Below are 26,997 nucleotides of genomic sequence, written 5' to 3'. Positions count from 1 at the left end.
ACTATTGGGAAATTCTTCGACCTGCTTCGACCTCGTGCTCGAAGTAGCGCTGAAAACTGAATGCCAAGCTTGCCATGAGTATGGTGCTGCCGAAGAGCAGTGCCATCACGACTGCCCCGATCGTGAGCCAGTTCGTACTTCCTGCCGCTGGGACATTGGTTGCAGAAAACTTCGGGTTGTAGCGGGCATTCCACTTTTCGGGCGTCATCAGCCCATACACGATGGCGGTCAGGGCGCAACCCGAAATCGTGAATCCCAGTAACGGGATCAAGACCCAGCTCCAGGCGTCGTCAAGGCCGTAGGTTTGCACGCGTTCGATACCGTACAGGCCCAGCACCGTGGGAATGGGCAGGAGCCAACCCAGAGTGCTCGATGCGCCCCGAAGATAGAAGCAATGCAAACCAAACGGGCCGCCGAGAAACGCCAGCCACGCCGCCAAGGTTTTGTTTTTCATTGCTCAGGACTCGTCGAACTACCTTCGCCCAATACTTTTTCCATGAGCACGACGTCCCGCCATTGGCCAAATTTCCAGCCGCAGTCCTTCAACACTCCAACATGGCTGAACCCGTGCCTTCGGTGCACGCCGATGGAACCGGCGTTTGCCGAATCGCCGATCACCGCGATCAGCTTGCGAACGCCGACCAATTCGGTGGCTTCGCAAAGCGCCGCCAGCAGTTTTGTACCGAGGCCCTGGCCGCGTGCGTTCTCGGCGAGGTAAATGGAGTCTTCGGCGGAAAAACGATAGGCGGGTCGGGGCTTGAACCAATTGCAATATGCGAAGCCGAGGATTTCGCCATCCTTTTCGGCGACAAGGTAGGGAAGATTTTTCGACAGGACGTCCGCTCGTCGTGCGGCCATGTCGGCATCGGTAGGAGGCTCGGTTTCGAAGGTGCCCGTCCCGTGCAGGACGTGATGGGCATAAATGGCTGTGATTGCGACGATGTCTTGGTCGCGGCTGGGGCGGATGATGGTCATGCAGCAATTCCCGGTAGGACGGGTCTAGAAAAAATAGCTCCCGGGCTATAATCGTCGGCTTTTCAGCGTGTCGCTGGCCGGGTGGCCATGTCGCGTGTCTCGACGCTGAAAGAACACTGTGGGCGGGCCTTTCGGGTTCGCCGCACCACCCAAGGATAAATCATGGTCGTCATTCGACTCTCCCGCGGCGGCTCCAAAGGTCGTCCGTTTTTCAACATCGTCGTGTCGGACAAGCGTGTTCGCCGCGATGGACGTTTCATCGAGCGCCTGGGTTTTTACAACCCGATCGCCAAGGAAAACGAAGAAAGCATCCGCATCGCCCAGGATCGCCTGACCTATTGGCAGAGCGTTGGCGCACAGGCTTCCCCGACGGTCACCCGTCTGATCAAGCAAGCGGCCGCAGCCGCTCCCAAGGCAGCCGCCTAACCCGCCGTAAGCGATGCTACCCACCCTCGAGACCGCCGACCTTCCGGTGGATGCGATCGAAGTGGGGCGCATCGTCGATGCTTGGGGCATCAAGGGTTGGTTCAAGGTCCAACCCCACAGCGCCCAACCTGAGGCACTTTTTTCATCCAAGCGCTGGTTCCTGCAGCTCCCCGGCGCAGCGGCCGGCCAAACTTTCCGACTCGCGATCCGCGAGGCCAAGGAACATTCCGACTACGTCGTCGCTTCGTCCACAGGAGTGCCCGACCGCAATGCGGCCGAAGCACTTCGAGGCGCGCGTGTGTTGGTCCCGCGTTCAAGCTTTCCCACAGCTGGCGATGACGAGTACTACTGGGTTGATCTCATCGGGCTCGCTGTCGTGAATCGCGAAGGCATCACGTTGGGCCACGTGCGTGAACTGCTTGCCACCGGTCCGCAGACCACACTCGTCCTCGCTTCAGAAGAAGACGGCAAGCCAGTCGAACGAATGGTTCCTTTTGTGTCGGCTTTTGTCGAAAGCGTCGACCTTTCGAGTCGGCTGATCAAAGTCGACTGGCAGCCCGACTACTGAGCGGTCTGAGATGAGGCCGTCATGCGCTTCGACATCATCACCCTGTTCCCCGAACTGTTTTCGCCACTTCTTTCGAATGGCGTGACGCGTCGCGCCTACGAGTCCAAGCAGGTCGAGGTTGTGTTTTGGAATCCGCGCGATTTTGCCGAAGGAAACTATCGGCGCGTCGATGATCGGCCGTTCGGCGGCGGCCCTGGGATGGTGATGCTGGCGCAGCCCCTGTCGGACTGCCTTGACGCCGCGCTGGCATCGCGCCAGGCTGCAGCCCCAGTTGTCTTGTTTTCACCGGTGGGCGAAACATTGCGCCACGACGACGTCGAGCGTTGGTCGGCTGGTGATGGGGCGATTCTGATCTGCGGGCGGTACGAGGGCATCGATCAGCGTTTTATCGATGCAAGGGTCTCGCACCAAATCAGCCTCGGTGACTTTGTGTTGTCCGGTGGCGAAATTGCCGCCATGGCGCTCTTGGATGCCGTGGCGCGGCTGCAGCCCGGTGTCTTGGGGGATCAGGACAGCCACGTTCAGGACAGCTTCAATCCTGCCCTCGACGGCTTGCTTGATTGCCCGCACTACACGCGACCTGAAATCTGGAATAGCGAGGGCGTCCCTGCTGTCTTGATGTCGGGCCATCACCTCCAGATCGATCGCTGGCGCCGCGATCAAAGGTTGGCAATTACCTCCGAGAAGCGCCCCGACCTGATCGATGCTGCCCGGCGCGCGGGTCGCCTTAGCGCGGCAGACGAAAAAGCTCTCCAGAAAAAGCTATAATGTTCGGTTCCCGATCCTCTGCCCGGCCGCGCCTTCACCCGAAGGCGCCATTTGTGTAGCGCGGACATGATCGATATCAGGAAATCATGAATCTCATCCAGACCCTCGAGCAGGAAGAAATCGCCCTCCTCGGCAAGAAAATCCCCGACTTCATGCCCGGTGACACGGTCATCGTCAGCGTGAACGTCGTCGAAGGAAGTCGCAAGCGCGTTCAGGCTTACGAAGGCGTCGTGATCGCCAAACGTAATCGCGGCCTCAACAGCGGCTTTACGGTTCGCAAGATCTCCAGCGGCGAAGGCGTCGAGCGTACGTTCCAGACCTACAGTCCTTTGATCGCCAATATCGAGGTCAAGCGTCGTGGCGATGTCCGTCGTGCCAAGCTGTACTATCTTCGCGAACGCAGCGGCCGCTCGGCTCGCATCAAGGAAAAATTGCCGGGCAAGTCGGCAGCAACGGCAGCTCAGTAAAAAGCTGCATGGCACGCGAAAAGCCGCCGTTCAAGGCGGCTTTTTGCATTGGCATCTCCGATTTTTGTGGTGCCGTGCCCTCGCTGCCATTGTTTTCGCGTTTAACTCATCAAGTCCATCTACTTGACCCATCTTCCATCGGCCATGCGCGCTTCCCCTGTCGAAACGATCAATGCCGTTCTTCCCGTGGCCCTGCGGTCGTTCGATCCTCGCGAAGTGCCCGTCACCTTTGTTGATTCCAATATGCCGGCGGTTTCGCCCGAGCGACTCAGCGCCCATGGCTTGCGCGATCGCTTTGCGGCGCCGCCCGAATGGGTCCCCGAACTTCGTCGCGAGCCCCAGATGACGGACCGAGCACCCGCTCAAGCCGCGGTGCTGGTGCCGGTGATCATGCGGGACAAGCCCACGGTCTTGCTGACTGAACGCTCCGCCCAACTGACCAATCATTCCGGCCAGGTGGCTTTCCCCGGCGGCCGGGTCGATCCGGAGGATGCCAACATCGCCGCGGCTGCGCTTCGAGAAGCTTGGGAAGAGGTTGGGCTTTCGGCCGAATACATTGAAGTCTTGGGAAGTCTGCCGACGTACACGACGATCACCTCATTCGTCGTCACACCGGTCGTTGCACTCGTTCGCCCCGATTTTCAATTGACGATCAATCCCTATGAAGTCGCCGAGGCCTTCGAAGTGCCCTTCGCCTTTCTGATGGACCCTGCAAATCACCGTCACCACACCATGGTCGGCGACGACCTCAAGTCTCGCGAGTGGATTTCGATGCCATATCAAGACGGCTCTCAGGAGCGTTTCGTCTGGGGCGCCACGGCGGGTATGTTGCGCAATCTCTACCGCTTTCTCTCCGCCTGAGCGGCCATCTAGCTGCCCTGAAGCCTCTCGTATCATCACCGCATGAGCTTCTTTGCGATCCTGTGCGCGTTGCTGATCGAGCAGGTGCGGCCCTTGGCCTACCACAATCCCGTCTATGGCGGCGTGCTTGCGTGGACGCGCTGGACCAGCCGCAACTTCGATGCGGGCAAGCCCAATCATGGTTGGGTAGCCTGGTGCCTTGCCGTGTTCGTACCGACCGTGCTTTCGCTCGCCGTGCACTGGCTTCTGGTTCTGAGTCTGGGACTTCCGTTTGCGGTTCTGTGGAGCGTTGCGGTTCTGTACGTCACATTGGGATTTCGACAGTTCAGTCATCATTTCACCGGCATTCGAGACGCATTGGACGAAGGCGACGAGCCCTTGGCACGGTCGCTACTTGCGCATTGGCAACGAGTGGATGCCGTCAACCTGCCGCGCAGCGAAATTGTTCGGCACGTGATCGAGCATTCGGTGATCGCTGCGCATCGGCACGTCTTTGGGGTGCTGGCCTGGTTTTCGATCCTTGCGGCGATTGGCCTCGGCCCTGCTGGCGCTGTGTTCTATCGGATGAGCGAATTCGTCGCGCGCTATTGGACGCACAAGAGTGGCGCATCCACTCAACCATCCAGCATTTGGGTTCAGCGGGCCGCCGAGCGCGCTTGGGCATTGATCGACTGGCTGCCAGCCAGGATTACCGCCCTCGGCTTTGCAGTTGTGGGCAGCTTCGAGGAGGCGATCGATTGCTGGCGCAATGATGCTCGCCGATTTCCCAATCAGAACGATGGCGTAATCCTCGCGGCGACTTCGGGTGCAGTCAACGTGCGCCTCGGCGGCGGTACGCTGAGCCCCTTTCCGGTGACAGACCCATTGCCACGTGCACAAGCGGGAGATTCGTTCGCCGACGGAAGTGTGCCGGACAGCGGAAGCACACCAGGACGCGAGCCGGAGCCCGCGCATCTGCGCAGCGTTGTGGGACTTGTCTGGCGCTCCGTGGTGATGTGGATGGTTTTGTTGGCGTTGCTCACACTGGCCCGCCTGCTGGGCTGAGGCTGGGAACCGAGCGTGTCCAATGCCTCGACCTTCTGGAGCCCACGCATTGCCGCGCTCGAACCCTATGTGCCCGGTGAGCAACCGCGAATCCCGAACCTCATCAAGCTCAACACCAACGAAAATCCCTATCCGCCCTCACCGCGCGTGGTCGGCGCGATCAAAAGGGCGGCTGAAAGCGGACTCGAGCGCTATCCCGATCCTGAATCGGCAGTGTTGCGTGAAGCACTCGCTGAGCAGCACGGTCTGGACGCTTCTCAAGTGTTTGTCGGCAACGGTTCAGACGAGGTTCTGGCCCACGCCTTCTTCGCGTTCTTTCAGCAGTCTCAACCCCTGCTGATTCCAGACGTCACATACAGCTTCTACCGCGTCTACGCACAGCTCTACGGAATCGCATGCGAACTCGAAGCAGTGGACGAAGGTCTCCGCATCGATGCTGAGGCGCTGGCCGCGCGAGCTGCGAGCGGTTGTGGCGGCATCGTCGTCTCTAATCCAAACGCGCCGACTGGCATCGGATTGCCGCTTGCCCAGATCGAGCTGTTGCTGCTCGCGTGTCCGAATCGCGTGGTGCTGGTGGACGAGGCATACGTCGACTTTGGCGGGGAAAGCGCGCTGCCACTGATCGGCCACTATCCGAATCTGCTGGTTGTGCAGACCTTGTCCAAGTCGCGCTCGCTCGCAGGTTTGCGGGTCGGCTTTGCTTTCGGCCAGGCGCATCTCGTCGATGGGCTGCAGCGTGTCAAGAACAGCTTCAATTCGTATCCAGTGGATCGGCTCGCGCTGGCAGGTGCCCTGGCTGCCATCGAAGACGAAGACTGGTTCGAAAGAACACGCAAGGACGTGATCGACACGCGTGAAGGGCTTTTGCTGCAACTGGAAGACTTGGGCTTCGAAGTCCTGCCGTCCCAGGCCAATTTTCTATTTGCACGGCACCCCGCGCATGACGCCCGCCGACTTGCTGCGTCACTCCGTGAAAAGGCAGTGCTCGTGCGCCATTTTCAGCAGCCGCGCATCGCGGAGTACTTGCGGATCAGCGTCGGCACGCGAGATCAGTGTTCTGCATTCGTCGATGCACTGGCGGAAATCCTCGGCGCTCAGTAACGCGATTGGCTCAGTTCGGCGAACAACTCGCCATAGATGCGGTAGCGGGATGCACTGATGGCGCCTGGATGCGAAGACGACTCCACCTGCGCAATCACGCTGCAGCCTGGTTCGTGCAGGTGCGTGCAGTTGTAGAACCTGCAGCCCGTCGCGTGCTCGGCGATATCGGGCATGAGCTGCGCAAGCTGCATGGCTTCGATGTGATGCAGCCCGAATTCCTGGAACCCCGGCGAATCAATGAGGGCGGTGTTGGTCGCCTTGTCCATCCAATACCAGGTCGTGCTCGTCGTAGTGTGCTTGCCCGAATTGAGCGCCTGCGAAATTTCGCCTGTCAGGACGGTGGCGCCGGGCACCAGCAAGTTGATCATCGTGCTCTTGCCCGCGCCCGAAGGACCCAGCACCAGCGTGGTCCTGCCGGTGAGCAGCGCCGTCAGCGCCGCGCGATCAGCTTCGCCAGAGGCCGTGAGTGCCAATGGCAGCACCTCATAGCCCATGTGCCTGTAAGGGGCCAACCTGTTCCAGGCACGATCGAATGGAATCTTCAAGTCACGCTTGTTGAGCGCGACGAGTGCGGTGATGTGTTCAGCCGCGGCCGCGATCAAGGCGCGTGTCAGCTGGGTCTCTGAAAACTCGGGCTCCGCGGCGATGAGGATCAACACCTGGTCGAGATTGGCGGCGAAAGATTTGGTCCGGATTTCATCCTGTCGATAGAACAGGTTCTTGCGCGGAAGCACCTCTTCGATGGTGCCCTCGTCCTGGCTCACCTGCCACTGCACCCGGTCGCCGACGACGGCCTGGCTCTTCTTGCCGCGCGGATGACAAATCACGCGCTCGCCTTCGAGTGTTTCGACAATGCAGTGGCGGCCGTGCCCAGCGACAACCAACCCGTCGCGCAGCGCCGTGCCGTCGGTGCCGGCGCGCTGCTTAGCCAAGAGTGCGTTCCATGCGTCGGCCCAAGCGTTGGTTCAAGTGTCGAGCAGCGCGTCGGCCTGCGCCGCGCAGTCGAAATCGGTCGCCGAGATGCCACCCAGGTCGTGGGTATTGAATCGCACCACGCAACGGCTGTAGTGGACCGTGAGATCCGGATGGTGATCGTGTTTGTGAGCCACCATCGCAAGCGCGTTCACGAAGGCGATCGTCTCGAAGTAGTTCGCGAAGGTGAACGTCTTTTCAATCGCGACGTTCGCCCCGTCGCCTGCCAATTTCCAGCCATCCAGATGCGCGAGGCTTGCCACGATCTCCGTGGCGCTCAGGGCCCGGCGGGGCTGGGACTTCCAGTCCTTGAATTTCATCATGCTGTTCATCGTCGGCATTCCGGTTCAGGTGACGGCTGCCATTCGCGCAAGGCGTTCGGACGCCGGTGGGTGCGAATAGTAGAACTTGACGAATATCGGGTCCGGCGTCAGTGTTGAGGCGTTGTCTTTATAGAGCTTGAGGAGCGCCGCGGAAAGACTGGAGCCACTCGTCTGGGCGACTGCATAGGCATCGGCCTCGAATTCATGCCGTCTTGATATCAACACTGACAGCGGCGCCACGAAGAAGCCGAAGACAGGCACCACCAGCATAAAGAGGAGGATGGCAAGCGCGTCGTTGGGCGCTGACATGTTCGGTTGCACACCCAGCCCGGCGTAGAACCACGTGTGTACCGACAGCCAGCCCAGCAGAGCGAAACCAGCCAGGCTGAGCGCGAACATCGCAGCCATTCGTTTCATGACGTGCCGATGCTTGAAATGGCCCAACTCGTGGGCGAGCACGGCTTCGACCTCGCCGGCATTCAGTTGTCGCAGCAGCGTGTCGTAGAAGACGACGCGCTTGCTGGCACCGAACCCGGTGAAATATGCGTTGGCATGGGCGCTGCGCGTGCTGCCGTCCATCACGAAGAGGCCCTTTGCCGAAAAACCGCAGCGCTGCATCAATGCGTTCACACGGTCCTTGAGAGCAGCGTCGTCCAGCGGCTGGAACTTGTTGAAGAGTGGGGCAATGAAGGTGGGATAGACCAGCATCAAGAGCAGATTGAACGCTGTCCACGCACCCCAGGCCCAGAGCCACCAAAAGACCCCGGCTGCGCTCATGAGCCACAGAATGAGCGCCGCGAGCGGCAAGCCGATCATGGCACCCACCAGCATGCCCTTGACTGCATCCGCAATCCATAGGCGCCACGTCATCTTGTTGAACCCGAAACGCTCCTCCAGCCGAAAGGTCTGCCAGAGCGTGAAGGGCAACTCCAGAACCGCGCCAATCACCGCGAAGGCGCCGAGAAGAGCCAATTGCTGCAATAGTCCGCCGTCCATCCAGCCCAGCAGTGTCTTGTTGAGCAGGTCGAGGCCGCCGAGCAGGGTCCAACCCAACAGCACGGCGCCGCTCCACGCCATCTCGAGCACGCCAAGCCGCGTTTTCGCCATCGTGTAGTCGGCCGCCTTTTGGTGCGCCTCGAGCGTGATCGCCTGCGCGAAGGCCTGCGGGACGATGTTGCGATGACGTGCCACGTGGCGCACTTGCCGCGTCGCGAGCCAGAACTTCACGACCAGCCCCGCGACCAGCGCAAGGGCGAAAGCCAAGGTGAAGGCGAGGGGCGCTGACGACGTGGTGGACATGGCGGCCGAGTTTAGCCCGCCGACCTGCCGCCCGTCGGCGGCGGACGCGTTGCGTACGCTCTCCATGTGGGCGAGGCCGATCTTCGAAAGGGGGTATGGACGACAATCGCCGAATGCCCGAATCCACCGAAACGGTCGCACCTGCGGCCACGCTCAAGAAGACCGATCAGAACCTCGTCTGGCTCGACTGCGAAATGAGTGGTCTGGACCCCGAAAAGGAACGGCTGCTGGAAATCGCAGTGGTCGTCACGGGTCCTGATCTCTCGCCGCGCATCGAAGGCCCGGTCCTTGTCATCCACCAGAGCGACGAACTGCTGGACGGCATGGATTCCTGGAACAAGGGAACGCATGGGCGCAGCGGGTTGATCGACAAGGTCAAGGCGTCCACCTTGGATGAAGCCGCGGCAGAGCAACAGCTGATTCAGTTCATCTCGCGGTACATCCCCAAAAGCGGCTCGCCGATGTGCGGCAACACCATCGGCCAGGATCGCCGCTTCCTGGTCAAGTACATGCCCAAGCTGGAGGCGTATTTCCATTACCGCAACCTGGATGTCAGCACGCTCAAGGAGCTTGCCAAACGCTGGAAGCCGGCCGCCTATAACGCTTTCAAGAAGCAACAAGCTCATACGGCACTCGCCGACGTCCACGAGTCCATCGACGAACTGGCGCATTACCGCGAGACCTTTCTGCGCATCCAGGATTAGGTGAAAACCCGGGTTCGTGCAATAATCGCTGGCTTCGCTATTGGCAACTAGACATGTCTGATAGCGTTTTCCTGCATCTCCCTATCTTGCACATCGCGCCCGAATAAGAGGGCCGCAGCTTCGGCGAAAGTCGCAGCTGAACGTCGTTGGATGGTTGATGTTTTTCACCACCCGACGGAGCGCCGTTTACGGCTGCGCTCGCGTATGAGACTTTTTTAATGACCGACGCTTTTGAAGCGCAGGGCGATTTCGCGCCTGTGCAATCCGACAACTTCGCCATCGCTGGTGAAGCCGAATTCATCTCCATCACCACCCCTGCAGTCGAAGGCATCCAAGCCGCCGAGCAGCCCAAGGCGCCGAATGGCTTCGTGAAGCTGGGCCTCGCGCCTGAACTGATCGCCGCCGTCGAAGACCTGGGCTTTGCCCAGCCGACCGTCGTGCAGGAACAGGTGATCCCTCGTGCCATGACAGCCACCGGCGACGTCGGCGGCCCCGCTCGCTTCGTCGACCTGATGGTTTCCAGCCAGACCGGCAGCGGCAAGACGGCGGCGTTCCTGCTGCCTGTGCTTCACACCCTGCTGCAGCGCCAAGCCGAAGCGGAAGCCGCCGCGAAGGCTGAGTTCCAGCGTCTCGCTGCAGAGGCCGCCGCCCGCGGCGAAGCGCCGCCCAAGAGGCCGAAGCGCAAGGATCCCACCAACACGCGCAACTTCAAGGCCGCCACGCCCGGTGCGCTGGTGCTCTGCCCCACGCGCGAACTGGCGCAGCAGGTCGCGCATGACGCGATCGATCTGGTCAACCATTGCCGTGGCCTGCGTATCGCCAGCGTGGTTGGCGGCATGCCTTACCAGTTGCAGATCGCCAAGTTGCAGAACGCCGACCTCGTCGTCGCTACGCCGGGCCGCCTGCTCGATCTGCAGCGTTCGATGCAGATCAAGCTCGACCAAGTCAAGTTCCTCGTCGTCGATGAGGCTGACCGCATGCTCGACCTCGGCTTCTCGGACGATCTCGCCGAAGTGAACCAACTGACGATCGAACGCCAGCAGACCATGATGTTCAGCGCGACGTTTGCGCCGCGCATCCAGCAACTCGCGCAGCGCGTGATGCGCGAACCGCAGCGTCTGACCATCGACAGTCCTCAGGAAAAACACGCCAACATCAAGCAGATGCTTTTCTGGGCTGACAACACCCAGCACAAGCGCAAGTTGCTCGACCATTGGCTCCGCGACACCAGCATCAACCAGGCCATCGTGTTTGCGAGCACCCAGGTCGAGTGCGATGGCCTTGCCAACGACCTCCAGCAGGACGGCTTCAGCGCCGTTGCGCTGCACGGCGCATTGAGCCAGGGACTGCGCAACCGTCGCCTGATGGCACTCCGCCAGGGACAGGTGCAGATCCTCGTCGCGACCGACGTTGCCGCGCGCGGCATCGACGTGCCGACCATCACGCACGTCTTCAACTTCGGCCTGCCGATGAAGGCGGAGGATTACACGCACCGCATCGGCCGCACCGGTCGGGCAGGGCGCGATGGCCTCGCCATTACCTTCGCCGAGTTGCGTGATCGCCGCCGGATCTTCGACATCGAGGCATACACCCGCCAGCAATTCAAGTCGGAAGTCGTTCCGGGCCTCGAGCCCCAGCAACGCGCACCGCAGTCGCGTCCGCAAGGCGATTTCGGCGGCCGCGGCCGTGACAGCCGTGACCATCATTCGCGCGATCGCAAATTCGGCGGTGGTGGCAACGGGCATCGCGGCGGCGCTGGCGCAGGCTATGCCGGCGCCAGCGGCTTCAACGATCGCAATTCGCGCGGCCCCGGCGCTCCGGCGCCCCGTGGCTTCCAGAACCAGGGCAATGCCGGTTTTGGCGGTGATCGCAATGAAGGCGGATACGGCCGCAAGCCGGGTTGGGGCGACAGCGCACCGCGCGGCGGTACCGGCGGAACTCGCAGTGATGGATTCGCGCCCCGTGGCCATGCCGGCGGCGGCAAGGTCTTCGTACCGCGCGATGCGCAGAAACGTGGGTTCAAGCCTACTCGCTGATATCGGTCAATAGCAGCGGACCATAAGGCCGCTGCCAACCTTCAAAAAGCCCGCACTTTCACGAGTGCGGGCTTTTTGCCTTTCGGGCGATCGAAAAGTCGAGCCGTTGAGCCGACCTATCGGAAACGCGTAGATGCCCTCAATTTAGTTGACTCATGAACAGTTGAAAAGTAATGTATTGAGGTTCCAAATCCCCCGGAAGCACTCCTGCAGCCGGTTCTGCCACCTCGTTCTTCTCCTGTTGCTCTATGAAAATCGCGATTCTCGGCGGCGGCCACGGCGCCTACGCGGCTGCCGCAGACCTGTCTGAAGCCGACCATGAAGTGCATCTCTGGCGCCGTGACGCCGCCGCGCTGGAACCGCTTCGCAGAGCCGGTTCGATCACGCTCAAGGACGCCGCCGGCACGCGGGACGTACAGGTGGCACTCGCCACGGCCGACATCGCGGCAGCCATGCGCGGCGCCGAGTTGATCGTCATTCCGACGCCGGCCATAGCGCAGGAAGACATCGCCCGTGCGATGGCGCCGCACCTGGTCGATGGCCAAGTCGTTTTCCTTCCGCCCGGCACCTTCGGCAGCTATGTCATGGCGCGTGTCGCGGCCGAAGCCGGCAGTCGTGCCGATGTGGCTTGGGCTGAAACCGGCACGCTGCCCTATCTCGCTCGCAAGCACGGAGAGCGCGAAGTGAATGTGACGATCCGCGCCATTCGCCTGCCGACCGGTGTGTATCCGGCGCGCAAGTCGCAGGAAGCGATCGAGGTGATCCGCAGGGCCTATCCGAGCGTGCATGGCTGCGGCGACGCGCTCTCCGGCGCATTGATGAACGCAGGCCCGATCATCCATCCGCCCCTGATGGTGATGAACGCCGCGCCGCTCCAGCACTTCGAGCGCTGGGACATCCACAACGAAGGCACGCAACGCGCCGTGCGCGACGTCACCGATCGCCTCGACCAGGAGCGCATCGCGGTCCGCGACGCTTTCGGCCATGGCGCGCCGCACTATCCATTGGCGGACCACTACAACAACGATCAGTGGATGTATGGCGACGCGCACAAGCAGTTGGTGAAGTCGGGCGATTGGCGCGAAAACATCGACCTCTATGCACACCGCTACATCACCGAAGACACCGAACTCGGACTGGCCTTCCTGGCCTCCGCGGCGCGCTACGCGGATGTTGACGCGCCGATCGCGCATGGTTTGCTGGCGATCGTCGGGGGATTTCTGGGTCGCGATCTGCGCAAGGGCCCGCGTACTCTCGAAGCCCTCGGCCTGTCCGGAATGACCCCAGCGCAACTCAAGCAGAGATTGCACGATGGCGAATGAGTCGCCGCGATTTGCCGCCGTCGGTGCGGGGCGGATGGGGCGTGGCATCGCGATAGCGTTCGCATATGCTGGCCATCGCATTTCTCTCATCGACCTGCGTCCGCGTGGCGACGAAGCCTGGCACAAGCTCCGCAGCGAAGCGCAAGCCGAGATTGAATCGAGCCTGTCAGGACTCGCGCAACTGGGCATGATCGATGCCGCGCAGGTCCGGACGATCGCCGCCCGCGTCGACTTCGTGAATGCAGCCGAGGCACCTGCCGCCCTGGCAGCGGCCGAGCTCGTGTTCGAGGGAGTGCCCGAGACGCTGGACGCCAAGCGCGAGGCCTTCGAACACATCAACCGGCATTGCGACGACAATGCGATCCTCACTTCGACGACCAGCAGCATCCTCGTGACGCAGCTCGCGGCGTTGGTGCGCCGGCCGGAGCGCTTTCTCAACATGCATTGGCTGAATCCGGCCTATGTGATCCCCGTCGTCGAACTCAGCTGCCATGCGGATACCGACCCTGCGGTCGTCGCCCGCACCAAGGCGCTGATGGAGGGCATCGGCAAGCTGCCCGTCGTGTGCGGCGCCGCGCCGGGCTACATCGTGCCGCGGCTGCAGGCGCTCGTCATGAACGAAGCCGCCCGCATGATCGAGGAGGGCGCCGCCACTGCCGAAGAAATCGACAAGGCCACCCGCTATGGCCTCGGCCTGCGTTTTGCCGCGCTCGGCGTGGTCGAATTCATCGACTTCGGCGGCTGCGACATCCTGCACCACGCAAGCCGGGAGATGTCCTCGTCGATCGATCGCGGCCGGTACACCGCACCGGCCATCGTCGATCGAATGGTCGAGGAAGGGCGGCTCGGCCTCAAGAGCGGAAGCGGTTTCTATGACTACGAAGGCCGCGACGTTGCGGCCTACCGCCGGGACGTGCTGTCGCGAACTCTCGGCATGCTCAAGCACGCGGGCCTCTGGCAACCGCCTGCCTCGAAGACGCTCTCATGAAAATACGGCGCGCTTTCGCGGATCTGTCACCAGGGCAGATTCACTACGCCGAATGCGGCGATCGCGAGGCGCCCGCCATGTTGCTGCTGCATCAGTCACCGCGCAGCTGGACCGAATACCAGGCCGTGCTTCCGTTGATCGGCAGGCGCCATCGCGCTATCGCCATGGACACCGTCGGCTTTGGCGATTCCGCCCCAGGCAATGCACCGGCGAGCATCGAGCAATGGGCACGAGTCGCGTGCGAGCTGCTCGATGAGCTAAAGATCCAAAGCGCCGCCGTGGTCGGCCATCACACGGGCGGCGTGATTGCGATCGAGCTTGCGGCGGCTTTTCCGGAGCGCGTGCGCGCACTCGTTTTGTCGTCGACGCCTTTCACCGGCGATGCATTCCGTCGCGCGCGCGCCGAGCGTCCGCCGATCGACGAGGTTGAACCGAGCGACGACGGGACGCACCTCACTGCGCTGTGGCAACGACGGCAAGGTTTCTATCCTGCGGGCCGGCCGGCATTGCTCAAGGCCTTCGTGCTTGATGCATTGAAGGCGAGCGGCAGCCCCGAGGACGGCCATCGTGCCGTGGCTGCCTATCGGATGGAGGATCGCATCGATCGCGTGAGGCAACCGACGCTGATCATCCGCGCGACCGACGATCCCTTCGCGGCTCCCCACGCCGCCGAACTGCATCAGCATCTTGCGAACTCGCGCATCGTCGATATCGACGGCGGCATGGTCCCCTTGCCGGACCAGTTGCCCGAAGCGTTTGCGCAAGCGGTGCTTTCCTTCTTGGAGACGCAGCAATGAAAGCCGTTCGCGTACATGCATTCGATGCGTCTCCCGTGCTGGAAGACATTCCGGAGCCAGTCGCGCGTGCGGGCCGAACGATCGTACGCATGGAAGCTGCCACCGTGGGCCACATTGACCGCACCGTTTGGCGCGGCAGCTTCCTCAAGCATCCGCCATTCCCCTATACGCCGGGTGTCGAGGCCGCCGGCGTGGTGGTCGAAAGCGCGCGATACGCAAAGGGCCAGCGGGTATGGCTGCGCGGGAGTGGGCTGGGCACGCTTTTCGACGGCACCTGGTGCGAGCTGATCGATGCACCCGATGAAGCACTCGGGTTTCTGCCGCATGGCGTGCCAGCGGTCATCGGCTCTGCCTTCTTCTCGCCCAGCACATCGGCATGGGTCGCGCTGAACGACATCGCACATCTTGCGGCCGGCGAGAGCGTGCTCGTGACCGGAGCGACGGGCGCGGTCGGCTCGATGTCGGTGCAGCTGGCGCTCAACGCCGGAGCGCAAGTGACGGCTGTCGTCGGCAGGGAGGCACAGGCGCAGTCGATGCCGTCCGGCGCGAAGGTGGTGGTCCTGGGGGATGACTTGGCGCAAGCCTTGCAGGACGTGTCGCCCGATTTCGATCTGCTGGTCGACACCGTCGGCGGGCAGGTGTTGAGCGCAGCATTGCCCCGTGTTCGGCCCGGCGGCCGCGCAGTGCTCGTCGGATATACCGCCGGCAACACGCTGTCGCTGGATATCGCGCACTTTCTGCAGCGAGACGTGTCGCTGTTGCCGCTCAACATGTTCCGCCGCGAAGCCGCCGGGCGCGCGGCCGCACCTGAGCTGCTGGCAAGGCTGGCAGACGGTCGGTTGCGGCTGGATGTGCAAGCCTTTGCGCTCGAAGAAGCCGCCAAAGCCATGGACTGGATCGGTCAACGCGGTCATCGCGGGCGCGCAGTCCTGGTACCCGGCGGCTGACCGGCTTCAGTCCTCTTCGGCTACGTCGCCCGTATCGCCGGAATCGCCCGCTTGAACCGCCTCACCTGGTGAACGCGCATGCAACTCGATGATGTGGCGCAGCGTGTCCTTGAGTTCTTCCGCCCGCTGAAGGCCGAACGGCTCGAGAACGCGCCGCTCATGTTCGCGCGCCAGTTCCATCAAATGCTCGACCGCCTTCGTGCCCTTGCGCGTGATCCGCACCAGAGTGATTCGCCGGTCACTGTCGTGGGGCAGCCGCTCTACCTGCTCGCGCGCTTCCATCCGGTCGAGCAGCCGCGTAACCGTGGGCTGTTTGGTCACTGTGACCTGCGCGAGTTGCCCGATGCTGATCGGCTCACCGCCCGCCAGCGATGCCATGACACGCCATTCGGAGACCGAAAAGCCATGCTTGCGGGCGACTTGGTGGAATTCGGAAGAGATCAGCTGACTCGCCTGCGCCAGCAACGCGGGCAGATAGTCATCGACAAAGCGGAGCTTCTCGCCCGACGTGTCGACCCCGAATGGCCCCGGATCTGCGGCGGGCACGCTGCTTGCATGTCTAGGGTTATTCATGATTGTGAATACATTCAGTTGTCAACATTATAGAGACCGTGGTTCCACCGGGAACCCAGCAAACCCTAATCAGGAAGTGCGCCATGGCAGAGCGATCATTCGTGGAAGAGGTCAAGAAGTTGCGGCTCTCGGGCGGCGACGTATTTCGCGGTGAAGGGATTCTGGCAGTCACCAAAGCCTTGCTCGAATCCGGCGTTTCGTACGTTGCTGGCTATCAGGGCGCACCGATCTCGCACTTGATGGACGTTTTGGCCGACGCCCAGGACATCCTCGCGGAGCACGGGATTCGCTTCGAGAACAGCGCCAGCGAGGCGACTGCCGCCGCCACCCTGGCGGCATCCGTCAACTATCCGCTTCGGGGCGCCGTGACCTTCAAGGCGACGGTGGGCACTAACGTCGCCTCCGATGCGCTGGCCAATCTGGCCTCGGGCGGCGTGACCGGTGGCGCACTGATCATCGTCGGCGAGGACTACGGTGAAGGCTCGTCGATCATGCAGGAGCGCAGCCACGCATTCGCGATGAAGTCGCAGATGTGGCTGCTCGATCCGCGCCCGAACTTGCCGAGCATCGTCGATGCCGTGAAGCAGGGCTTCGATCTCTCCGAAGCCAGCAACACGCCGGTGATGCTGCAGTTGCGCATCCGCGCCTGCCATGTGCATGGGCAATTCATCGCGGGCGACAACCGCCGCCCAAAGTTCACCATCAAGGAAGCGATGGAGAGTCCCCAGCGCGATGTCAGCCGCATCGTGCTGCCGCCCGCCAGCTTCCTGCACGAGCAGGAAAAGGTGAAGGACCGCTGGCCCGCCGCGGTGCGCTTCATCGAAGAGCGCCAATTGAACGAGTTCTTCTCGGAAGATGCCGACGACATCGGCATCATCGTGCAGGGCGGAAGCTACAACACCTTCATCCGGGCGCTCGAACGGCTGGATTTGGCCGACGTCTATGGCAACACCAAGGTGCCGCTCTACGTGATGAACGTCGCCTACCCGGTGATCGAGAGCGAAGTGCTTCGCTTCTGCGAAGGCAAGCGCGCCGTGCTGATGGTGGAAGAAGGCCAGCCCAACTTCATCGAGCAGAACCTCGCGACCATCCTGCGCCAAGCCGGCTCCACGACCGCGCTGCACGGCAAGGACATGCTTCCGGTCGCCGGCGAATACACGGCGGCCGAACTGCTCAAAGGCGCGCGCACCTTCTGCGAGCGCTACGGCCGCCTGCAGCCGCTGCCCGCTCGTGCCGCGGTGCGCAAGGTGATCCCGCTCACTGAAGTGGCGGAGATCGGCGTCGACGCCGCGCACGAACCCGCCAAGCCGCTCGGCGACAGCGTGCACGCTCGCCCGCCGGGCTTTTGCACCGGCTGCCCGGAGCGTCCGATCTTCAGCGCAATGAAGCTGGTCGAGCGCGAACTCGGTCCGCACCATGTGAGCGCGGACATCGGCTGCCATCTGTTCTCCATCCTGCCGCCGTTCAACATCGGCAACACGACGATGGGCTACGGACTGGGTGGCGCAGGTGCCGCGGCGCTCAACGCGCCCGCAGGCAAGCGCGCGATTTCGATGATGGGCGACGGGGGCTTCTGGCACAACGGCCTGACGAGCGGCGTCGCCAATGCGGTCTTCAACCAGAGCGACAACCTCACGATCGTCGTCGACAACAACTACACGTCCGCGACTGGCGGCCAGGACATCCTTTCGTCGAAGGCGGTGAACGCGACGCGCAGCACCGGCCATGAGATCGAGCGCGCGGTGCGCGGCGTGGGTGTCAAGTGGGTCCGGACCCTGCGCCGCACCTACGACGTCGCAGGCATGCGCGACACGCTCAAGGAAGCGCTGACCACCAAGGAGAAGGGGCCGAAGGTCCTGATCGCGCAGTCCGAATGCATGCTGAACAAGCAGCGCCGCGAAAAGCCCGCAGTGCGCAAAGCCATCGCCGACGGCAAGCGCATGGTGCGCGAGAAGTTCGGCGTCGATTCCGACACGTGCACCGGCGACCACTCGTGCATCCGTCTGTCGGGCTGCCCATCGCTGTCGATCAAGCCCAACCCCGATCCGCTGCGCACCGACCCTGTTGCGACGGTGCTCGACACCTGCGTTGGCTGCGGCGTGTGCGGCGAAGTCTCGCATGCCGCAGTGCTGTGCCCCTCGTTCTACAAGGCGCAGATCGTGAGCAATCCGACGGGTTGGGACCGCTTTCGCGACGGGCTGCGGCAGCGCGTGATCGGCTGGCTGCAGAAGAGCGAGGCCAAGCGCCGCGCCGCCTACACGTTCTGAAGATCTGAAGACATCCGATGCGACACCAACCTATCAAAATTGCCATCCTCGCCATGGGCGGCGAGGGCGGCGGCGTGCTTGCCGACTGGATCGTCGACATGGGCGAAGCCAACGGCTACATCGCGCAGACCACATCCGTGCCCGGCGTGGCCCAGCGCACCGGCGCGACCATTTACTACGTCGAGCTCTACCCGCAAGCGCAGGCCGAGGCCGATCGCGGCCGGCCCGTACTGGCGCTGATGCCTCTGCCGGGCGATGTCGACGTTGTCCTCGCATCGGAGCTCATGGAAGCTGGCCGTGCGGTGCAGCGCGGCCTGGTCACAGCCGACCGCACGACGCTCATCGCATCGACTCACCGCGTCTATTCGATCGCCGAGAAGAGTGCGCTGGGAGATGGCCGCGTCGATAGCGCCGAACTTCTGTCGCATGCCCAACGTGCGGCGAAGCGTTTCATTCGCTTCGACATGGCGAAGGCCGCGGAGGAGTCGGGCAGCGTGATCAGTGCGGTGCTCTTTGGTGCGCTGGCGGGATCCGGCGTGCTTCCTTTCAGTCGCGCGCAGTTCGAAGCGACCATCGAACGCGGTGGCGTCGGCGTCAAGCCCAGCCTCAAGGCCTTCGGCGGTGCGTTCGCGCGCGCACAGGGTGAGGCTGAGCCGGAAGCAGCAGCGGAAGCGGTACAGACGCCCGTGCCGCAGCCGAGCCATCCGGCTGTGCGCGCGCTGGTGGAGCGCGTACAGCGCGACTTTCCGGCGGCGACACATCAGTTCCTGCTCGAAGGCGTGCGCCGACTGATCGACTACCAGGACATCGACTATGCCGGCCTCTACCTCGATCGCACGGCCGCTATCGCCGCCGTGCCTGTCAACGATGACGGCAAACTCCTGCGCGAAACGGCACGTCATCTGGCGCTGTGGATGTCGTATGAAGACACGGCACGAGTTGCTGCTCTGAAGACGCGGTCTTCGCGATTCGAGCGCGTGCGCGGCGAAGCCAGCGTGCAGGACGGCCAGGTGCTCGCGATCAACGAGTACATGCATCCGCGCCTGCAGGAGATCTGCGAGACGCTGCCGGGTGGCGTCGGCCGCTGGTTGATGAACTCAACTCTGCCGCGCCATTTAGTGGAGCGTCTCACGCAGCGCGGTCGCGTGATCCAGACCAGCTCCCTGCGCGGCTATCTCATGCTCAGCACCGTCGCGTGGATGAAGCGCTGGCGCCGTTCGACGCTCCGCTATGCGGAGGAGAACCGCCGCATCGAAGAGTGGCTGCAACGCATCGCCGAGATCGCCGCGCGTAACCCCGAACTCGCCGTCGAGATTGCCCAGTGCCAGCGCCTCGTCAAAGGCTACAGCGACACCCACGAGCGCGGCCTGCGCAACTATGACGCGGTGATGAGCGCCCTGCAGCGCGCCGGCACCACCATCGCGCCTGCCACTGTGCGCGAGTTGCGCGATGCCGCGCTGGCCGACGAGCACGGCCACAAGCTGCGCGCCGCGCTCGTTCAACACGCGCTCGCCTGACCTGAGAACTGCCCATGTCCGCCCACCCCGCCACATTGCAGCTTCGCGTCGTTGAAGCGCGCGAACTGAATCCGCTGATCAAGACCTTCCGCCTGCGCGCGCCGGATGGTGGTGTGCTGCCCGGCTACGCCGCTGGTGCGCACATCCGCGTGCGCGTCGACCTCCCCGATGGCACTCAGGATTGGCGCCATTACTCTCTGATCAACTTCGCGGTGCAGCCTGACGCCACTGGGGCACCAACGGACTACGTGATTGCCGTTCGCAAGGAAGCCGATGGCCGAGGCGGCTCGCGCTTCATGCACGAACGACTGCGCGAGGGCGACACCGTCACCATCGAGCTGCCGAAGAACGATTTCCCCTTGCACACCGGCCCTGGCGGTACCGTGCTGTTGGCCGGCGGCATCGGCGTGACGCCGCTCGCGAGCATGGCCGCGCGACGCCGCGCCGAGGGTTTGCCCGTGCGCATGCACTACGCCGGTCGCAGTCGTGAACTCATGGCGTTCCTGCCTGAACTGCAATCGGTGCTAGGTGATGACCTGGTCGTGCATTCGGATGAAGAGCGCGGCTCTCCGTTCGACGTCGGCGCATTGCTCGATACATTCCCCGCCGGTGATCGGCTCTACGTGTGCGGCCCCAAGGTCATGCTCGACGCCGTGCTCGCTCAAACCCAGGCGCGCGGATGGACGCACGACCGCGTGCATTTCGAGCTCTTCACCACGCCGGCCGTCGAAGAGGGCGACCACGCCTTCGAGGTCGAGTTGCTTCAGTCCGGCCAGCGCTTCACGGTGCCGGCGGACCAGAGCATCCTCGATTGCCTGATCGAGCACGGTTGCGACCCGATGTTCGACTGCAAGCGCGGCGAATGCGGTGTCTGCGCGACGCCCGTGATAGAGGGCGACATCGACCACCGCGACTACGTGCTCACCGCGCGCGAGAAGGCGGAAGGCAACGTCATGCAGATCTGCATTTCGCGCATCAAGGGACAGCGGCTGGTGCTGGACATCTGAAGGAGAACGACCTTGACTTCGTACCGAGGCAACCCCGAAGCCGTGCGCGCGCTGGTGCAGGCCGATCGCGTGCATCGAGATCTCTACACCAGCGCCGAACTTTTCGAGCTGGAGCAGGAGCACTTCTTCGCGAACACCTGGAACTACGCGGGCCACGAAAGCCAGATACCGAAGCCCGGCGATTACCTCAATACCGAAATCGCAGGCCGGCCACTGATCATCGTTCGCCACACCGATGGTTCGGTGCGCGCCATGATGAACCGGTGTGCACACAAGGGCTCGCGTCTTGTGTCGGCGCCGTGTGGCAACACCGGCAAGTTCTTTCGCTGTCCGTATCACGCATGGACCTTCAAGACGGATGGATCGCTCCTGTCGATCCCTCTGAAGAATGGTTACGAAGGCACGCAACTGCACGAGTGCGAGTCCGCCAAGGGCCTCACCACGTTGAAGAACGTGCGCAGCTATCGAGGCTTCATCTTCATCAAGATCAATGATGTCGGACCGGACTTTGAAACGTATTTCGGCGATTCGCTGAGCTCTATCGACAACATGGCCGACCGCTCCCCCGAAGGCGAACTCGAAATCGCCGGCGGTTGTCTGCGCTTCGTGCACCAGTGCAACTGGAAGATGTTTGTCGAGAACCTCAACGACACCATGCACCCGATGGTGGCGCATGAGTCCTCCGCGGGCACCGCCAAGTCCATGTGGGCCGACAGGCCCGCCGACGAACCCAAGCCGATGGCGATCGAGCAGTTCGTGCCCTTCATGTCCGACTACAAGTTCTTCGAGGACATGGGCGTTCGCACCTACGACAACGGCCACAGCTTCACGGGCGTGAACTTCAGCATCCACAGCAAGTACAAGGCCATCCCCGAGTATGACAACGCGATGAAGGCCCGCTACGGAGAGGAGCGCACTGCGCAGATCCTCGGCATGGCTCGCCACAACACCGTGTACTACCCCAACCTCACCATCAAGGGTGCGATCCAGGCGATTCGCGTCGTGCGGCCGATCTCGGTCGACAAGACCTTGATCGAGAGCTGGACCTTCCGCCTCAAGGGCGCGCCGCCCGAACTGCTGCAGCGCACCACGATGTACAACCGGCTCATCAACTCGCCGTTCTCTGTGGTTGGACACGACGACCTCCAGGCCTATCGGGGCATCCAGGCAGGCTTACATGCGAGCGGCAACGAATGGGTCAGCTTGCACCGCAACTACGATCCGGCTGAAACAGCGGGTGGCGAGATCACGACCGTCGGCACCAGCGAGCTGCCGATGCGCAACCAGTACCGCAGTTGGGCCCGCTACATGACGAGAACGATGTGAATTTGAACTACCCCCAGTCTTCGCGCACTTCGTGTCGCTTCGCCAACCCCCTTCGAGGGGGCAACACCGGCGGCCCGGCAAAGCCGGTTCCGCGGTGTTTCTCGAATGTGGACGCGACGGAGGAGAAGAAATGAAAGAAGTTACTCGCCAGGATCTCATTGATTTCGTGGTCAACGAGTCGCGGCTGCTGGATGCCAAACGGTATGAGGAGTGGAATGCACTCTTCACGGATGACGGTTTCTACTGGGTTCCGCTGGTGCCTGATCAGGAAGACGGCATCAATCACACGTCGCATCTTTATGAAGACAAGCTGCTGCGCGATCTGCGTATCGAGCGTCTCAAGAGCCCGCGCGCGTTTTCGCAGCAGCCGCCGAGCCGTTGCCACCATTTGCTGCAAACACCGACTGTCGAAGAATTCGACATGGCGGCGAACCGCTTTGTCGTGCGGTCGGAGTTCCACTACACCGAATCGCAAGGCGACGAGCTCCAGTTCTACGTCGGCACCTTCTTTCACCATCTGACGGTGCAAGACGGCGCGCTGCGCATGACGCTCAAGCGAGTCAACCTGCTCAACTGCGACGCGGCTCTTCCGGCTGTGCAGCTCTTCATCTAGGCCCGACATGGAAGCAACTGTTCACGGGGCTTTCGCAGCGAGCGCGCGGCGCACGCCACAGGGCGAGTTTCTGTTCACCGAGTCGGTCACGGCGGATGCCTATGGCATCCCGGCCGGCCCGATCCTCTGGGGAGCCGCTGCTGCCGAGGTCGAGCGACTCCAGACCGCGTACGCGAAGGCAGGTTACGGCCACGGGCATCGCGTCGGCCTCCTGCTTGAAAACCGGCCGGCGTTTCTATTCCACTGGTTCGCTCTGAATGCACTGGGAGTGAGCGTGGTGCCGATCAACGCTGAAATGCGATCGGCGGAATTGAGCTATCTGATCGGCCACAGCGAGATCGCGCTTGCCGTGACCTTGCCGCACCGCGCAGCCGATCTTCGCGCTGCCGCCGAGATCGCCGGCCGGCCCTTTGAAACCATGGGGCCGGACGATGCCGTCCCGTCGTCGAAGACGGTGTCGCCGCGTGCTGCCGAGCCGATCGGACTCGCGACGGAGTGCGCGTTGCTCTACACCTCGGGCACGACCGGCAGGCCCAAGGGCTGCATGCTGTCGAACGAGTATTTCCTCCGCGCAGGTGAGTGGTACGCGGAATTGGGCGATCTTTGTCCTGTGCGGCCGGACGCCGAACGCATCATCACGCCGCTGCCGCTCAACCATGTCAACGCGATGGCGTTCTCGACCATGGTGGTGTTGGTCGCGGGCGGCTGTCTGGTGCAGCTCGACCGCTTCCACCCGAAGTCCTGGCTCCAGAGCGCCCGCGAAAGCCGGGCCACCATCGCGCACTACCTGGGCGTGATGCCGGCGATGCTTCTGTCGGCGCCCGCATCGGCCTTGGACCGCGAGCACGACATTCGCTGGGGGTTCGGCGCTGGCGTGGACCGCAAGAACCATGCGCCTTTCGAAGCGCGCTTCGGGTTTCCCTTGGTCGAGGCTTGGGCCATGACCGAAACCGGTGCCGCTGCTTGCGTGATGGCGAACCACGAGCCGCGCCAGGTCGGCACGAGCTGTTTCGGCCGCCGCGAAGATTTCGTGGAGATTCGCCTCGTCGACGATGAAGGCCAGGATGTCACGGATGGCACTCCGGGCGAACTCCTGGTGCGATCTTCCGGCGCCGACCCGAAGCGCTATTTCTTCTCCGGCTACCTCAAGGACGAGGAAGCGACGCGCGAAGCCTGGGCCGGCGGCTGGTTTCACACCGGCGACATGGTGCGGCGCGATGCGGAAGGCAACTACTACTTCGTCGATCGCAAGAAGAACGTCATCCGTCGCAGCGGTGAGAACATCTCGGCGGTCGAAGTCGAAAGCGTGCTGAACCAACACCCGGCCGTGAAGACCTCCGCAGTCGCGGCCACCCCCGATGTGGTGCGCGGCGATGAGGTGCTTGCGTGCATCGTCGTGCGCGATGAGGTCGAAGCAACTTCCCGCGAGCAGATGGCCGCCAGCATCGTCGAGCACGCGCTGGCGCACCTGGCCTATTACAAGGCGCCGGGCTATGTTGCCTTTGTCGATGCGCTGCCGCTCACCGCTTCGCAGAAGATACAGCGCGGCCAATTGCGCGAGCTGGCGCATGCGCTGCCGGGGCAGCCGCACTGCTTCGACACGCGATCCATGAAGAAGAGGCAATCATGAAGCGCCGGCTTTCCTACGACGGTGTGGCTGTGGCAGTGCCTGTGACGGTGCCCTACGTCCGCTATTCGACGCGGACCGCGCATTGGTTCCTCGGGCAGGCGATCGAGTCGCTGGTGAAAGCCAGCGGCCTCGAGAAGGATGAGATCGACGGTTTGTGCGTGAGCAGCTTTTCGCTCGCGCCGGACACCGCCGTGGGAGTGACGCAGCATCTGGGCCTGTCGCCGCGATGGCTCGATCATGTGCCGACTGGCGGCGCATCGGGCGTGATGTGCCTTCGTCGCGCAGCGCGAGCGGTTCAGTCCGGTGATGCCGACGTGGTGGCTTGCGTGGCTGCGGATACCAATCACGTCGATTCGTTCAGGCAGACCTTGGGCAGCTTCAGCAACTTTGCACGCGATGCGACGTATCCCTACGGCTCAGGCGGCCCGAACTCGATCTTCGCGATGATCACCGCGAACTACATGCGCACGTTCGGTGCAACGCGCGAAGACTTCGGCCGCATCTGCGTCGATCAGCGCAGCAACGCACTCAAGAACCCCAACGCGATGTTCAAGAAGCCGCTGACGCTCGATGAGTACATCGCCGCGCGGCCGATCTCCGACCCGATCCATTTGTTCGACTGCGTGATGCCATGCGCCGGCGCGGAAGCCTTTCTCGTGATGAGCGAAGAGCGGGCGCGCGATCTTGGGCTGGCCCATGTGGTGATTCGCGGTTCGATCGAACGGCACAACGCGTACTCGGAAGACCCGGTGATGGTCCAGGGCGGATGGCGCATGGACCGCGACGATCTCTACGCCCAGGCCGGTGCAAAGCCTTCGGAGATCGACTTCGTGCAGACCTACGACGACTACCCGGTCATCGTGATGATGCAGTTCGAGGACCTCGGCTTCTGCGAGAAGGGCGAGGGTTCGGCCTTCGTGCGCTCCCACAGCATGACGAATGACGGCAGCTTTCCCAACAACACCAGCGGCGGCCAGTTATCGGCCGGGCAGGCGGGTGCGGCCGGCGGCTTTCTCGGGATGACGGAAGCCATCCGCCAGCTGACCGATGCGGCAGGGCCGCGGACCGTGCCCAACGCCGAACTGGGCTTGGTTGCCGGCTTTGGCATGGTCACTTACGACCGCTGCCTGTGCACCGGCGCGGTCATTTTTGGAAGGCCGTCATGACGATGCCCCTGATGCGCCCCAAGCGCAAGAACCCGGTGCTGCGCACACGGCAGATCAATCTGCCGCCGTCGGCGCGCGGCCGTGTGGCGCTGGGCATCACCGCCGCAGCCGCTGAAGGCCGCTTCGAACTGCAGACCTGCGAAATCTGCGGCACGGTGCAATACCCGCCTCGCGAGGCCTGCCACAAGTGCCTCTCGCCGCGGCTGCACTGGCGCGAGCAGAGCGGAGATGGCGAACTGATCAGCAGCACCACGCTGCATCACAGCAATGACCTGTTCTTTCGCGAACGGCTGCCCTGGCGCTTGGGGCTGGTGCATCTCGATGCCGGCCCGACGCTCATGGTCCACCTGCACGGCGAAGTCGGCGATGCGCCATCTCGCGTGCATGTCGGCGCGCGGCTCGATCGTGCGGGACAGGCCGTACTCATTGGATTTCCGAAAGAAGGGAGCGCCCACATGGCCGACGACAAGATGCTGAGAGAAATGACCAGCGACCCCAAGTTCCGCAAGGTGCTCGTGACCGATGGCAAGACCGAGGTCGGGCAAGCCATCGTGCGGGCGCTGGTCAAGGCCGGCGCCGACATCGTCTGGGTCGGCCATGCGGAGCCCTGGAAGAAGATGGGCGGCCTTGAGGACATCACGAGCTTGCCGCAGGTGACGCTGGTGCCGCTCGATCTCACCAACGGGCGCTCGGTGAGCGAACTGGCCGGAGAGATCGGCGGCAGGGTCGACATCGTCATCAACAACGCCGAGGTGCATCGCACCTACGGCATCGGATCGCGGCGCGGCACGGACGTCGCCAAGGCCGAGATGGACATCAACTACTTCGGCCTGCTGAGACTCGCGCAGGAGTTCGGGCCGGCGCTCAAGGGGCGCTCTGCCGATGGCACGATCGGCGCAACGGCGTGGGTCAATCTGCTGTCGATCTACGCACTCAGCAACTTCCCGCCGCACGGCACCTTCAGCGCTTCGAAGGCCGCAGCGCATTCCCTCGCGCAGTGCCTTCGCGCTGAAATGCGACCAGCGGGCATCCGGGTGATCAACCTCTTTCCCGGCCCGATCGACGACGAATGGAATCAGCACACCCCGCCGCCCAAGCTGGCGCCGAGCGGAATTGCCAGTGCCATCGTGAAGGCGCTGCGCGATGGTGTCGAAGACGTGTATCCCGGCGATGTGGCCCAGGAGTGGCTCGAACGCTGGCGCGACAACCCGAAGATCCTCGAACGCGAACTCGCTGCCGGCGGGGGCTGATCAACACCCCAGGCCTGCCCACTTGGTGTGGCCGCCCTTGAAAGACTTGG

Annotated in this window: 27 protein-coding genes; 21 read left to right on the top strand and 6 right to left on the bottom strand. The window is 63.0% G+C overall.

All coding sequences use genetic code 11. From position 1 onward, the window contains the following. Nucleotide 1 precedes the first annotated feature (1 nt). Both AC1DEK_RS21090 and AC1DEK_RS21085 read right to left on the bottom strand, forming a co-directional pair. Nucleotides 2-454, bottom strand: a complete 453-nt coding sequence (locus AC1DEK_RS21090; RefSeq protein WP_478127232.1) for a TM2 domain-containing protein — start codon at nt 452-454, stop codon at nt 2-4. Next, entirely contained in the window at nt 451-975 is a 525-nt protein-coding gene (locus tag AC1DEK_RS21085) for an N-acetyltransferase family protein (RefSeq protein ID WP_478127231.1), read from the bottom strand. The genes AC1DEK_RS21090 and AC1DEK_RS21085 overlap by 4 nt, the downstream gene beginning before the upstream one ends. A gap of 162 nt (nt 976-1,137) precedes the next feature. On the opposite strand from AC1DEK_RS21085, the gene rpsP reads away from it, so the two are divergent. The 7 genes from rpsP to hisC all read left to right on the top strand — a co-directional run bounded on the left by rpsP (nt 1,138) and on the right by hisC (nt 6,210). Then, on the top strand, nt 1,138-1,401 hold the full coding sequence (rpsP, locus tag AC1DEK_RS21080) for a 30S ribosomal protein S16 (RefSeq protein ID WP_478127230.1): 264 nt from the start codon (nt 1,138-1,140) through the stop codon (nt 1,399-1,401). 13 nt (nt 1,402-1,414) lie between these two features. Next, complete coding sequence (gene rimM, locus AC1DEK_RS21075; protein ID WP_478127229.1) at nt 1,415-1,969, top strand: ribosome maturation factor RimM; 555 nt, start codon at nt 1,415-1,417, stop codon at nt 1,967-1,969. A gap of 21 nt (nt 1,970-1,990) precedes the next feature. After that, nucleotides 1,991-2,737 carry a tRNA (guanosine(37)-N1)-methyltransferase TrmD gene (gene trmD / locus AC1DEK_RS21070; RefSeq protein WP_478127228.1) on the top strand — a complete coding sequence of 249 codons (747 nt, stop codon included), beginning with the start codon at nt 1,991-1,993 and terminating at the stop codon, nt 2,735-2,737. 86 nt (nt 2,738-2,823) lie between these two features. Next, nucleotides 2,824-3,204, top strand: coding sequence for a 50S ribosomal protein L19 (gene rplS, locus AC1DEK_RS21065; protein ID WP_478127227.1), 381 nt, complete (start codon nt 2,824-2,826; stop codon nt 3,202-3,204). A gap of 144 nt (nt 3,205-3,348) precedes the next feature. Beyond that, nucleotides 3,349-4,065 carry a CoA pyrophosphatase gene (locus AC1DEK_RS21060; RefSeq protein WP_478127226.1) on the top strand — a complete coding sequence of 239 codons (717 nt, stop codon included), beginning with the start codon at nt 3,349-3,351 and terminating at the stop codon, nt 4,063-4,065. Nucleotides 4,066-4,107: 42 nt separating this feature from the next. Further along, nucleotides 4,108-5,109 carry a CobD/CbiB family protein gene (locus AC1DEK_RS21055; RefSeq protein ID WP_478127225.1) on the top strand — a complete coding sequence of 334 codons (1,002 nt, stop codon included), beginning with the start codon at nt 4,108-4,110 and terminating at the stop codon, nt 5,107-5,109. Nucleotides 5,110-5,124: 15 nt separating this feature from the next. Further along, nucleotides 5,125-6,210: a histidinol-phosphate transaminase gene (gene hisC / locus AC1DEK_RS21050; protein ID WP_478127224.1), complete on the top strand. Its 1,086-nt coding sequence runs from the start codon at nt 5,125-5,127 to the stop codon at nt 6,208-6,210. Here hisC and rsgA read toward each other — a convergent pair. From rsgA to AC1DEK_RS21035, 3 genes are read right to left on the bottom strand one after another with little or no spacing between them, the layout of a single operon-like run. Then, nucleotides 6,204-7,142 (bottom strand): ribosome small subunit-dependent GTPase A, encoded by a 939-nt coding sequence (gene rsgA / locus AC1DEK_RS21045; protein ID WP_478127223.1) that lies wholly within the window; start codon nt 7,140-7,142, stop codon nt 6,204-6,206. The genes hisC and rsgA overlap by 7 nt on opposite strands. Before the next feature lie 33 nt (nt 7,143-7,175). Further along, the gene (locus AC1DEK_RS21040; RefSeq protein WP_478127222.1) at nt 7,176-7,514 is read right to left on the bottom strand and encodes a 4a-hydroxytetrahydrobiopterin dehydratase; all 339 of its coding nucleotides are present in this window, start codon (nt 7,512-7,514) and stop codon (nt 7,176-7,178) included. A gap of 15 nt (nt 7,515-7,529) precedes the next feature. Next, nucleotides 7,530-8,804 carry a M48 family metallopeptidase gene (locus AC1DEK_RS21035; protein WP_478127366.1) on the bottom strand — a complete coding sequence of 425 codons (1,275 nt, stop codon included), beginning with the start codon at nt 8,802-8,804 and terminating at the stop codon, nt 7,530-7,532. Nucleotides 8,805-8,899: 95 nt separating this feature from the next. Here AC1DEK_RS21035 and orn point away from each other — a divergent pair, with 95 nt between their 5' ends. The 6 genes from orn to AC1DEK_RS21005 all read left to right on the top strand — a co-directional run bounded on the left by orn (nt 8,900) and on the right by AC1DEK_RS21005 (nt 15,598). Further along, nucleotides 8,900-9,508: an oligoribonuclease gene (gene orn / locus AC1DEK_RS21030; protein WP_478127221.1), complete on the top strand. Its 609-nt coding sequence runs from the start codon at nt 8,900-8,902 to the stop codon at nt 9,506-9,508. Nucleotides 9,509-9,726: 218 nt separating this feature from the next. Beyond that, nucleotides 9,727-11,544 (top strand): DEAD/DEAH box helicase, encoded by a 1,818-nt coding sequence (locus AC1DEK_RS21025; RefSeq protein ID WP_478127220.1) that lies wholly within the window; start codon nt 9,727-9,729, stop codon nt 11,542-11,544. A 248-nt stretch (nt 11,545-11,792) separates the two neighbouring features. After that, nucleotides 11,793-12,866 (top strand): NAD/NADP octopine/nopaline dehydrogenase family protein, encoded by a 1,074-nt coding sequence (locus AC1DEK_RS21020; RefSeq protein WP_478127219.1) that lies wholly within the window; start codon nt 11,793-11,795, stop codon nt 12,864-12,866. Further along, on the top strand, nt 12,856-13,854 hold the full coding sequence (locus AC1DEK_RS21015) for a 3-hydroxybutyryl-CoA dehydrogenase (RefSeq protein WP_478127218.1): 999 nt from the start codon (nt 12,856-12,858) through the stop codon (nt 13,852-13,854). Before AC1DEK_RS21020 ends, AC1DEK_RS21015 begins: the two co-directional genes overlap by 11 nt. Then, nucleotides 13,851-14,651: an alpha/beta fold hydrolase gene (locus AC1DEK_RS21010; protein WP_478127217.1), complete on the top strand. Its 801-nt coding sequence runs from the start codon at nt 13,851-13,853 to the stop codon at nt 14,649-14,651. The genes AC1DEK_RS21015 and AC1DEK_RS21010 overlap by 4 nt, the downstream gene beginning before the upstream one ends. Further along, nucleotides 14,648-15,598 (top strand): quinone oxidoreductase family protein, encoded by a 951-nt coding sequence (locus AC1DEK_RS21005; RefSeq protein WP_478127216.1) that lies wholly within the window; start codon nt 14,648-14,650, stop codon nt 15,596-15,598. Before AC1DEK_RS21010 ends, AC1DEK_RS21005 begins: the two co-directional genes overlap by 4 nt. A gap of 6 nt (nt 15,599-15,604) precedes the next feature. On the opposite strand, the gene AC1DEK_RS21000 is transcribed toward AC1DEK_RS21005, so the two are convergent. Then, nucleotides 15,605-16,171, bottom strand: a complete 567-nt coding sequence (locus AC1DEK_RS21000) for a MarR family winged helix-turn-helix transcriptional regulator (protein ID WP_478127215.1) — start codon at nt 16,169-16,171, stop codon at nt 15,605-15,607. An 83-nt stretch (nt 16,172-16,254) separates the two neighbouring features. Between AC1DEK_RS21000 and AC1DEK_RS20995 the strand changes: the two genes are divergently transcribed. The 8 genes from AC1DEK_RS20995 to AC1DEK_RS20960 all read left to right on the top strand — a co-directional run bounded on the left by AC1DEK_RS20995 (nt 16,255) and on the right by AC1DEK_RS20960 (nt 26,947). Further along, on the top strand, nt 16,255-18,438 hold the full coding sequence (locus AC1DEK_RS20995) for a thiamine pyrophosphate-dependent enzyme (RefSeq protein WP_478127214.1): 2,184 nt from the start codon (nt 16,255-16,257) through the stop codon (nt 18,436-18,438). A gap of 17 nt (nt 18,439-18,455) precedes the next feature. After that, nucleotides 18,456-19,955 carry an indolepyruvate oxidoreductase subunit beta family protein gene (locus AC1DEK_RS20990; RefSeq protein ID WP_478127213.1) on the top strand — a complete coding sequence of 500 codons (1,500 nt, stop codon included), beginning with the start codon at nt 18,456-18,458 and terminating at the stop codon, nt 19,953-19,955. A gap of 14 nt (nt 19,956-19,969) precedes the next feature. Then, the gene (locus AC1DEK_RS20985) at nt 19,970-20,962 is read left to right on the top strand and encodes a PDR/VanB family oxidoreductase (protein WP_478127212.1); all 993 of its coding nucleotides are present in this window, start codon (nt 19,970-19,972) and stop codon (nt 20,960-20,962) included. Nucleotides 20,963-20,974: 12 nt separating this feature from the next. Beyond that, on the top strand, nt 20,975-22,288 hold the full coding sequence (locus tag AC1DEK_RS20980) for an aromatic ring-hydroxylating dioxygenase subunit alpha (protein WP_478127211.1): 1,314 nt from the start codon (nt 20,975-20,977) through the stop codon (nt 22,286-22,288). A 130-nt stretch (nt 22,289-22,418) separates the two neighbouring features. Beyond that, complete coding sequence (locus tag AC1DEK_RS20975) at nt 22,419-22,901, top strand: aromatic-ring-hydroxylating dioxygenase subunit beta (protein WP_478127210.1); 483 nt, start codon at nt 22,419-22,421, stop codon at nt 22,899-22,901. 7 nt (nt 22,902-22,908) lie between these two features. Further along, complete coding sequence (locus AC1DEK_RS20970) at nt 22,909-24,531, top strand: AMP-binding protein (RefSeq protein WP_478127209.1); 1,623 nt, start codon at nt 22,909-22,911, stop codon at nt 24,529-24,531. Beyond that, nucleotides 24,528-25,697, top strand: a complete 1,170-nt coding sequence (locus AC1DEK_RS20965; RefSeq protein WP_478127208.1) for a thiolase family protein — start codon at nt 24,528-24,530, stop codon at nt 25,695-25,697. Before AC1DEK_RS20970 ends, AC1DEK_RS20965 begins: the two co-directional genes overlap by 4 nt. After that, nucleotides 25,694-26,947 carry an SDR family NAD(P)-dependent oxidoreductase gene (locus tag AC1DEK_RS20960; RefSeq protein ID WP_478127207.1) on the top strand — a complete coding sequence of 418 codons (1,254 nt, stop codon included), beginning with the start codon at nt 25,694-25,696 and terminating at the stop codon, nt 26,945-26,947. Before AC1DEK_RS20965 ends, AC1DEK_RS20960 begins: the two co-directional genes overlap by 4 nt. Nucleotides 26,948-26,997: the final 50 nt, after the last annotated feature.

The sequence above is a fragment of the Variovorax sp. 10N420 genome (assembly GCF_056394705.1).
The sequence above is the reverse complement of the archived record's forward strand: the minus strand, read 5'-3'. Positions and strand labels throughout refer to the sequence as shown.

Excerpts from the sequence above, each read along its gene's own strand:
- AC1DEK_RS21090 (WP_478127232.1), bottom strand. The coding sequence starts at position 454 with ATGAAAAACAAAACCTTGGCGGCGTGGCTGGCGTTTCTCGGCGGCCCG.
- AC1DEK_RS21085 (WP_478127231.1), bottom strand. The coding sequence starts at position 975 with ATGACCATCATCCGCCCCAGCCGCGACCAAGACATCGTCGCAATCACA.
- rpsP (WP_478127230.1), top strand. The coding sequence starts at position 1,138 with ATGGTCGTCATTCGACTCTCCCGCGGCGGCTCCAAAGGTCGTCCGTTT.
- rimM (WP_478127229.1), top strand. The coding sequence starts at position 1,415 with ATGCTACCCACCCTCGAGACCGCCGACCTTCCGGTGGATGCGATCGAA.
- trmD (WP_478127228.1), top strand. The coding sequence starts at position 1,991 with ATGCGCTTCGACATCATCACCCTGTTCCCCGAACTGTTTTCGCCACTT.
- rplS (WP_478127227.1), top strand. The coding sequence starts at position 2,824 with ATGAATCTCATCCAGACCCTCGAGCAGGAAGAAATCGCCCTCCTCGGC.
- AC1DEK_RS21060 (WP_478127226.1), top strand. The coding sequence starts at position 3,349 with ATGCGCGCTTCCCCTGTCGAAACGATCAATGCCGTTCTTCCCGTGGCC.
- AC1DEK_RS21055 (WP_478127225.1), top strand. The coding sequence starts at position 4,108 with ATGAGCTTCTTTGCGATCCTGTGCGCGTTGCTGATCGAGCAGGTGCGG.
- AC1DEK_RS21040 (WP_478127222.1), bottom strand. The coding sequence starts at position 7,514 with ATGAACAGCATGATGAAATTCAAGGACTGGAAGTCCCAGCCCCGCCGG.
- AC1DEK_RS21035 (WP_478127366.1), bottom strand. The coding sequence starts at position 8,804 with ATGTCCACCACGTCGTCAGCGCCCCTCGCCTTCACCTTGGCTTTCGCC.
- orn (WP_478127221.1), top strand. The coding sequence starts at position 8,900 with ATGGACGACAATCGCCGAATGCCCGAATCCACCGAAACGGTCGCACCT.
- AC1DEK_RS21025 (WP_478127220.1), top strand. The coding sequence starts at position 9,727 with ATGACCGACGCTTTTGAAGCGCAGGGCGATTTCGCGCCTGTGCAATCC.
- AC1DEK_RS21020 (WP_478127219.1), top strand. The coding sequence starts at position 11,793 with ATGAAAATCGCGATTCTCGGCGGCGGCCACGGCGCCTACGCGGCTGCC.
- AC1DEK_RS21015 (WP_478127218.1), top strand. The coding sequence starts at position 12,856 with ATGGCGAATGAGTCGCCGCGATTTGCCGCCGTCGGTGCGGGGCGGATG.
- AC1DEK_RS21010 (WP_478127217.1), top strand. The coding sequence starts at position 13,851 with ATGAAAATACGGCGCGCTTTCGCGGATCTGTCACCAGGGCAGATTCAC.
- AC1DEK_RS21005 (WP_478127216.1), top strand. The coding sequence starts at position 14,648 with ATGAAAGCCGTTCGCGTACATGCATTCGATGCGTCTCCCGTGCTGGAA.
- AC1DEK_RS21000 (WP_478127215.1), bottom strand. The coding sequence starts at position 16,171 with ATGAATAACCCTAGACATGCAAGCAGCGTGCCCGCCGCAGATCCGGGG.
- AC1DEK_RS20995 (WP_478127214.1), top strand. The coding sequence starts at position 16,255 with ATGGCAGAGCGATCATTCGTGGAAGAGGTCAAGAAGTTGCGGCTCTCG.
- AC1DEK_RS20990 (WP_478127213.1), top strand. The coding sequence starts at position 18,456 with ATGCGACACCAACCTATCAAAATTGCCATCCTCGCCATGGGCGGCGAG.
- AC1DEK_RS20985 (WP_478127212.1), top strand. The coding sequence starts at position 19,970 with ATGTCCGCCCACCCCGCCACATTGCAGCTTCGCGTCGTTGAAGCGCGC.
- AC1DEK_RS20975 (WP_478127210.1), top strand. The coding sequence starts at position 22,419 with ATGAAAGAAGTTACTCGCCAGGATCTCATTGATTTCGTGGTCAACGAG.
- AC1DEK_RS20970 (WP_478127209.1), top strand. The coding sequence starts at position 22,909 with ATGGAAGCAACTGTTCACGGGGCTTTCGCAGCGAGCGCGCGGCGCACG.
- AC1DEK_RS20965 (WP_478127208.1), top strand. The coding sequence starts at position 24,528 with ATGAAGCGCCGGCTTTCCTACGACGGTGTGGCTGTGGCAGTGCCTGTG.
- AC1DEK_RS20960 (WP_478127207.1), top strand. The coding sequence starts at position 25,694 with ATGACGATGCCCCTGATGCGCCCCAAGCGCAAGAACCCGGTGCTGCGC.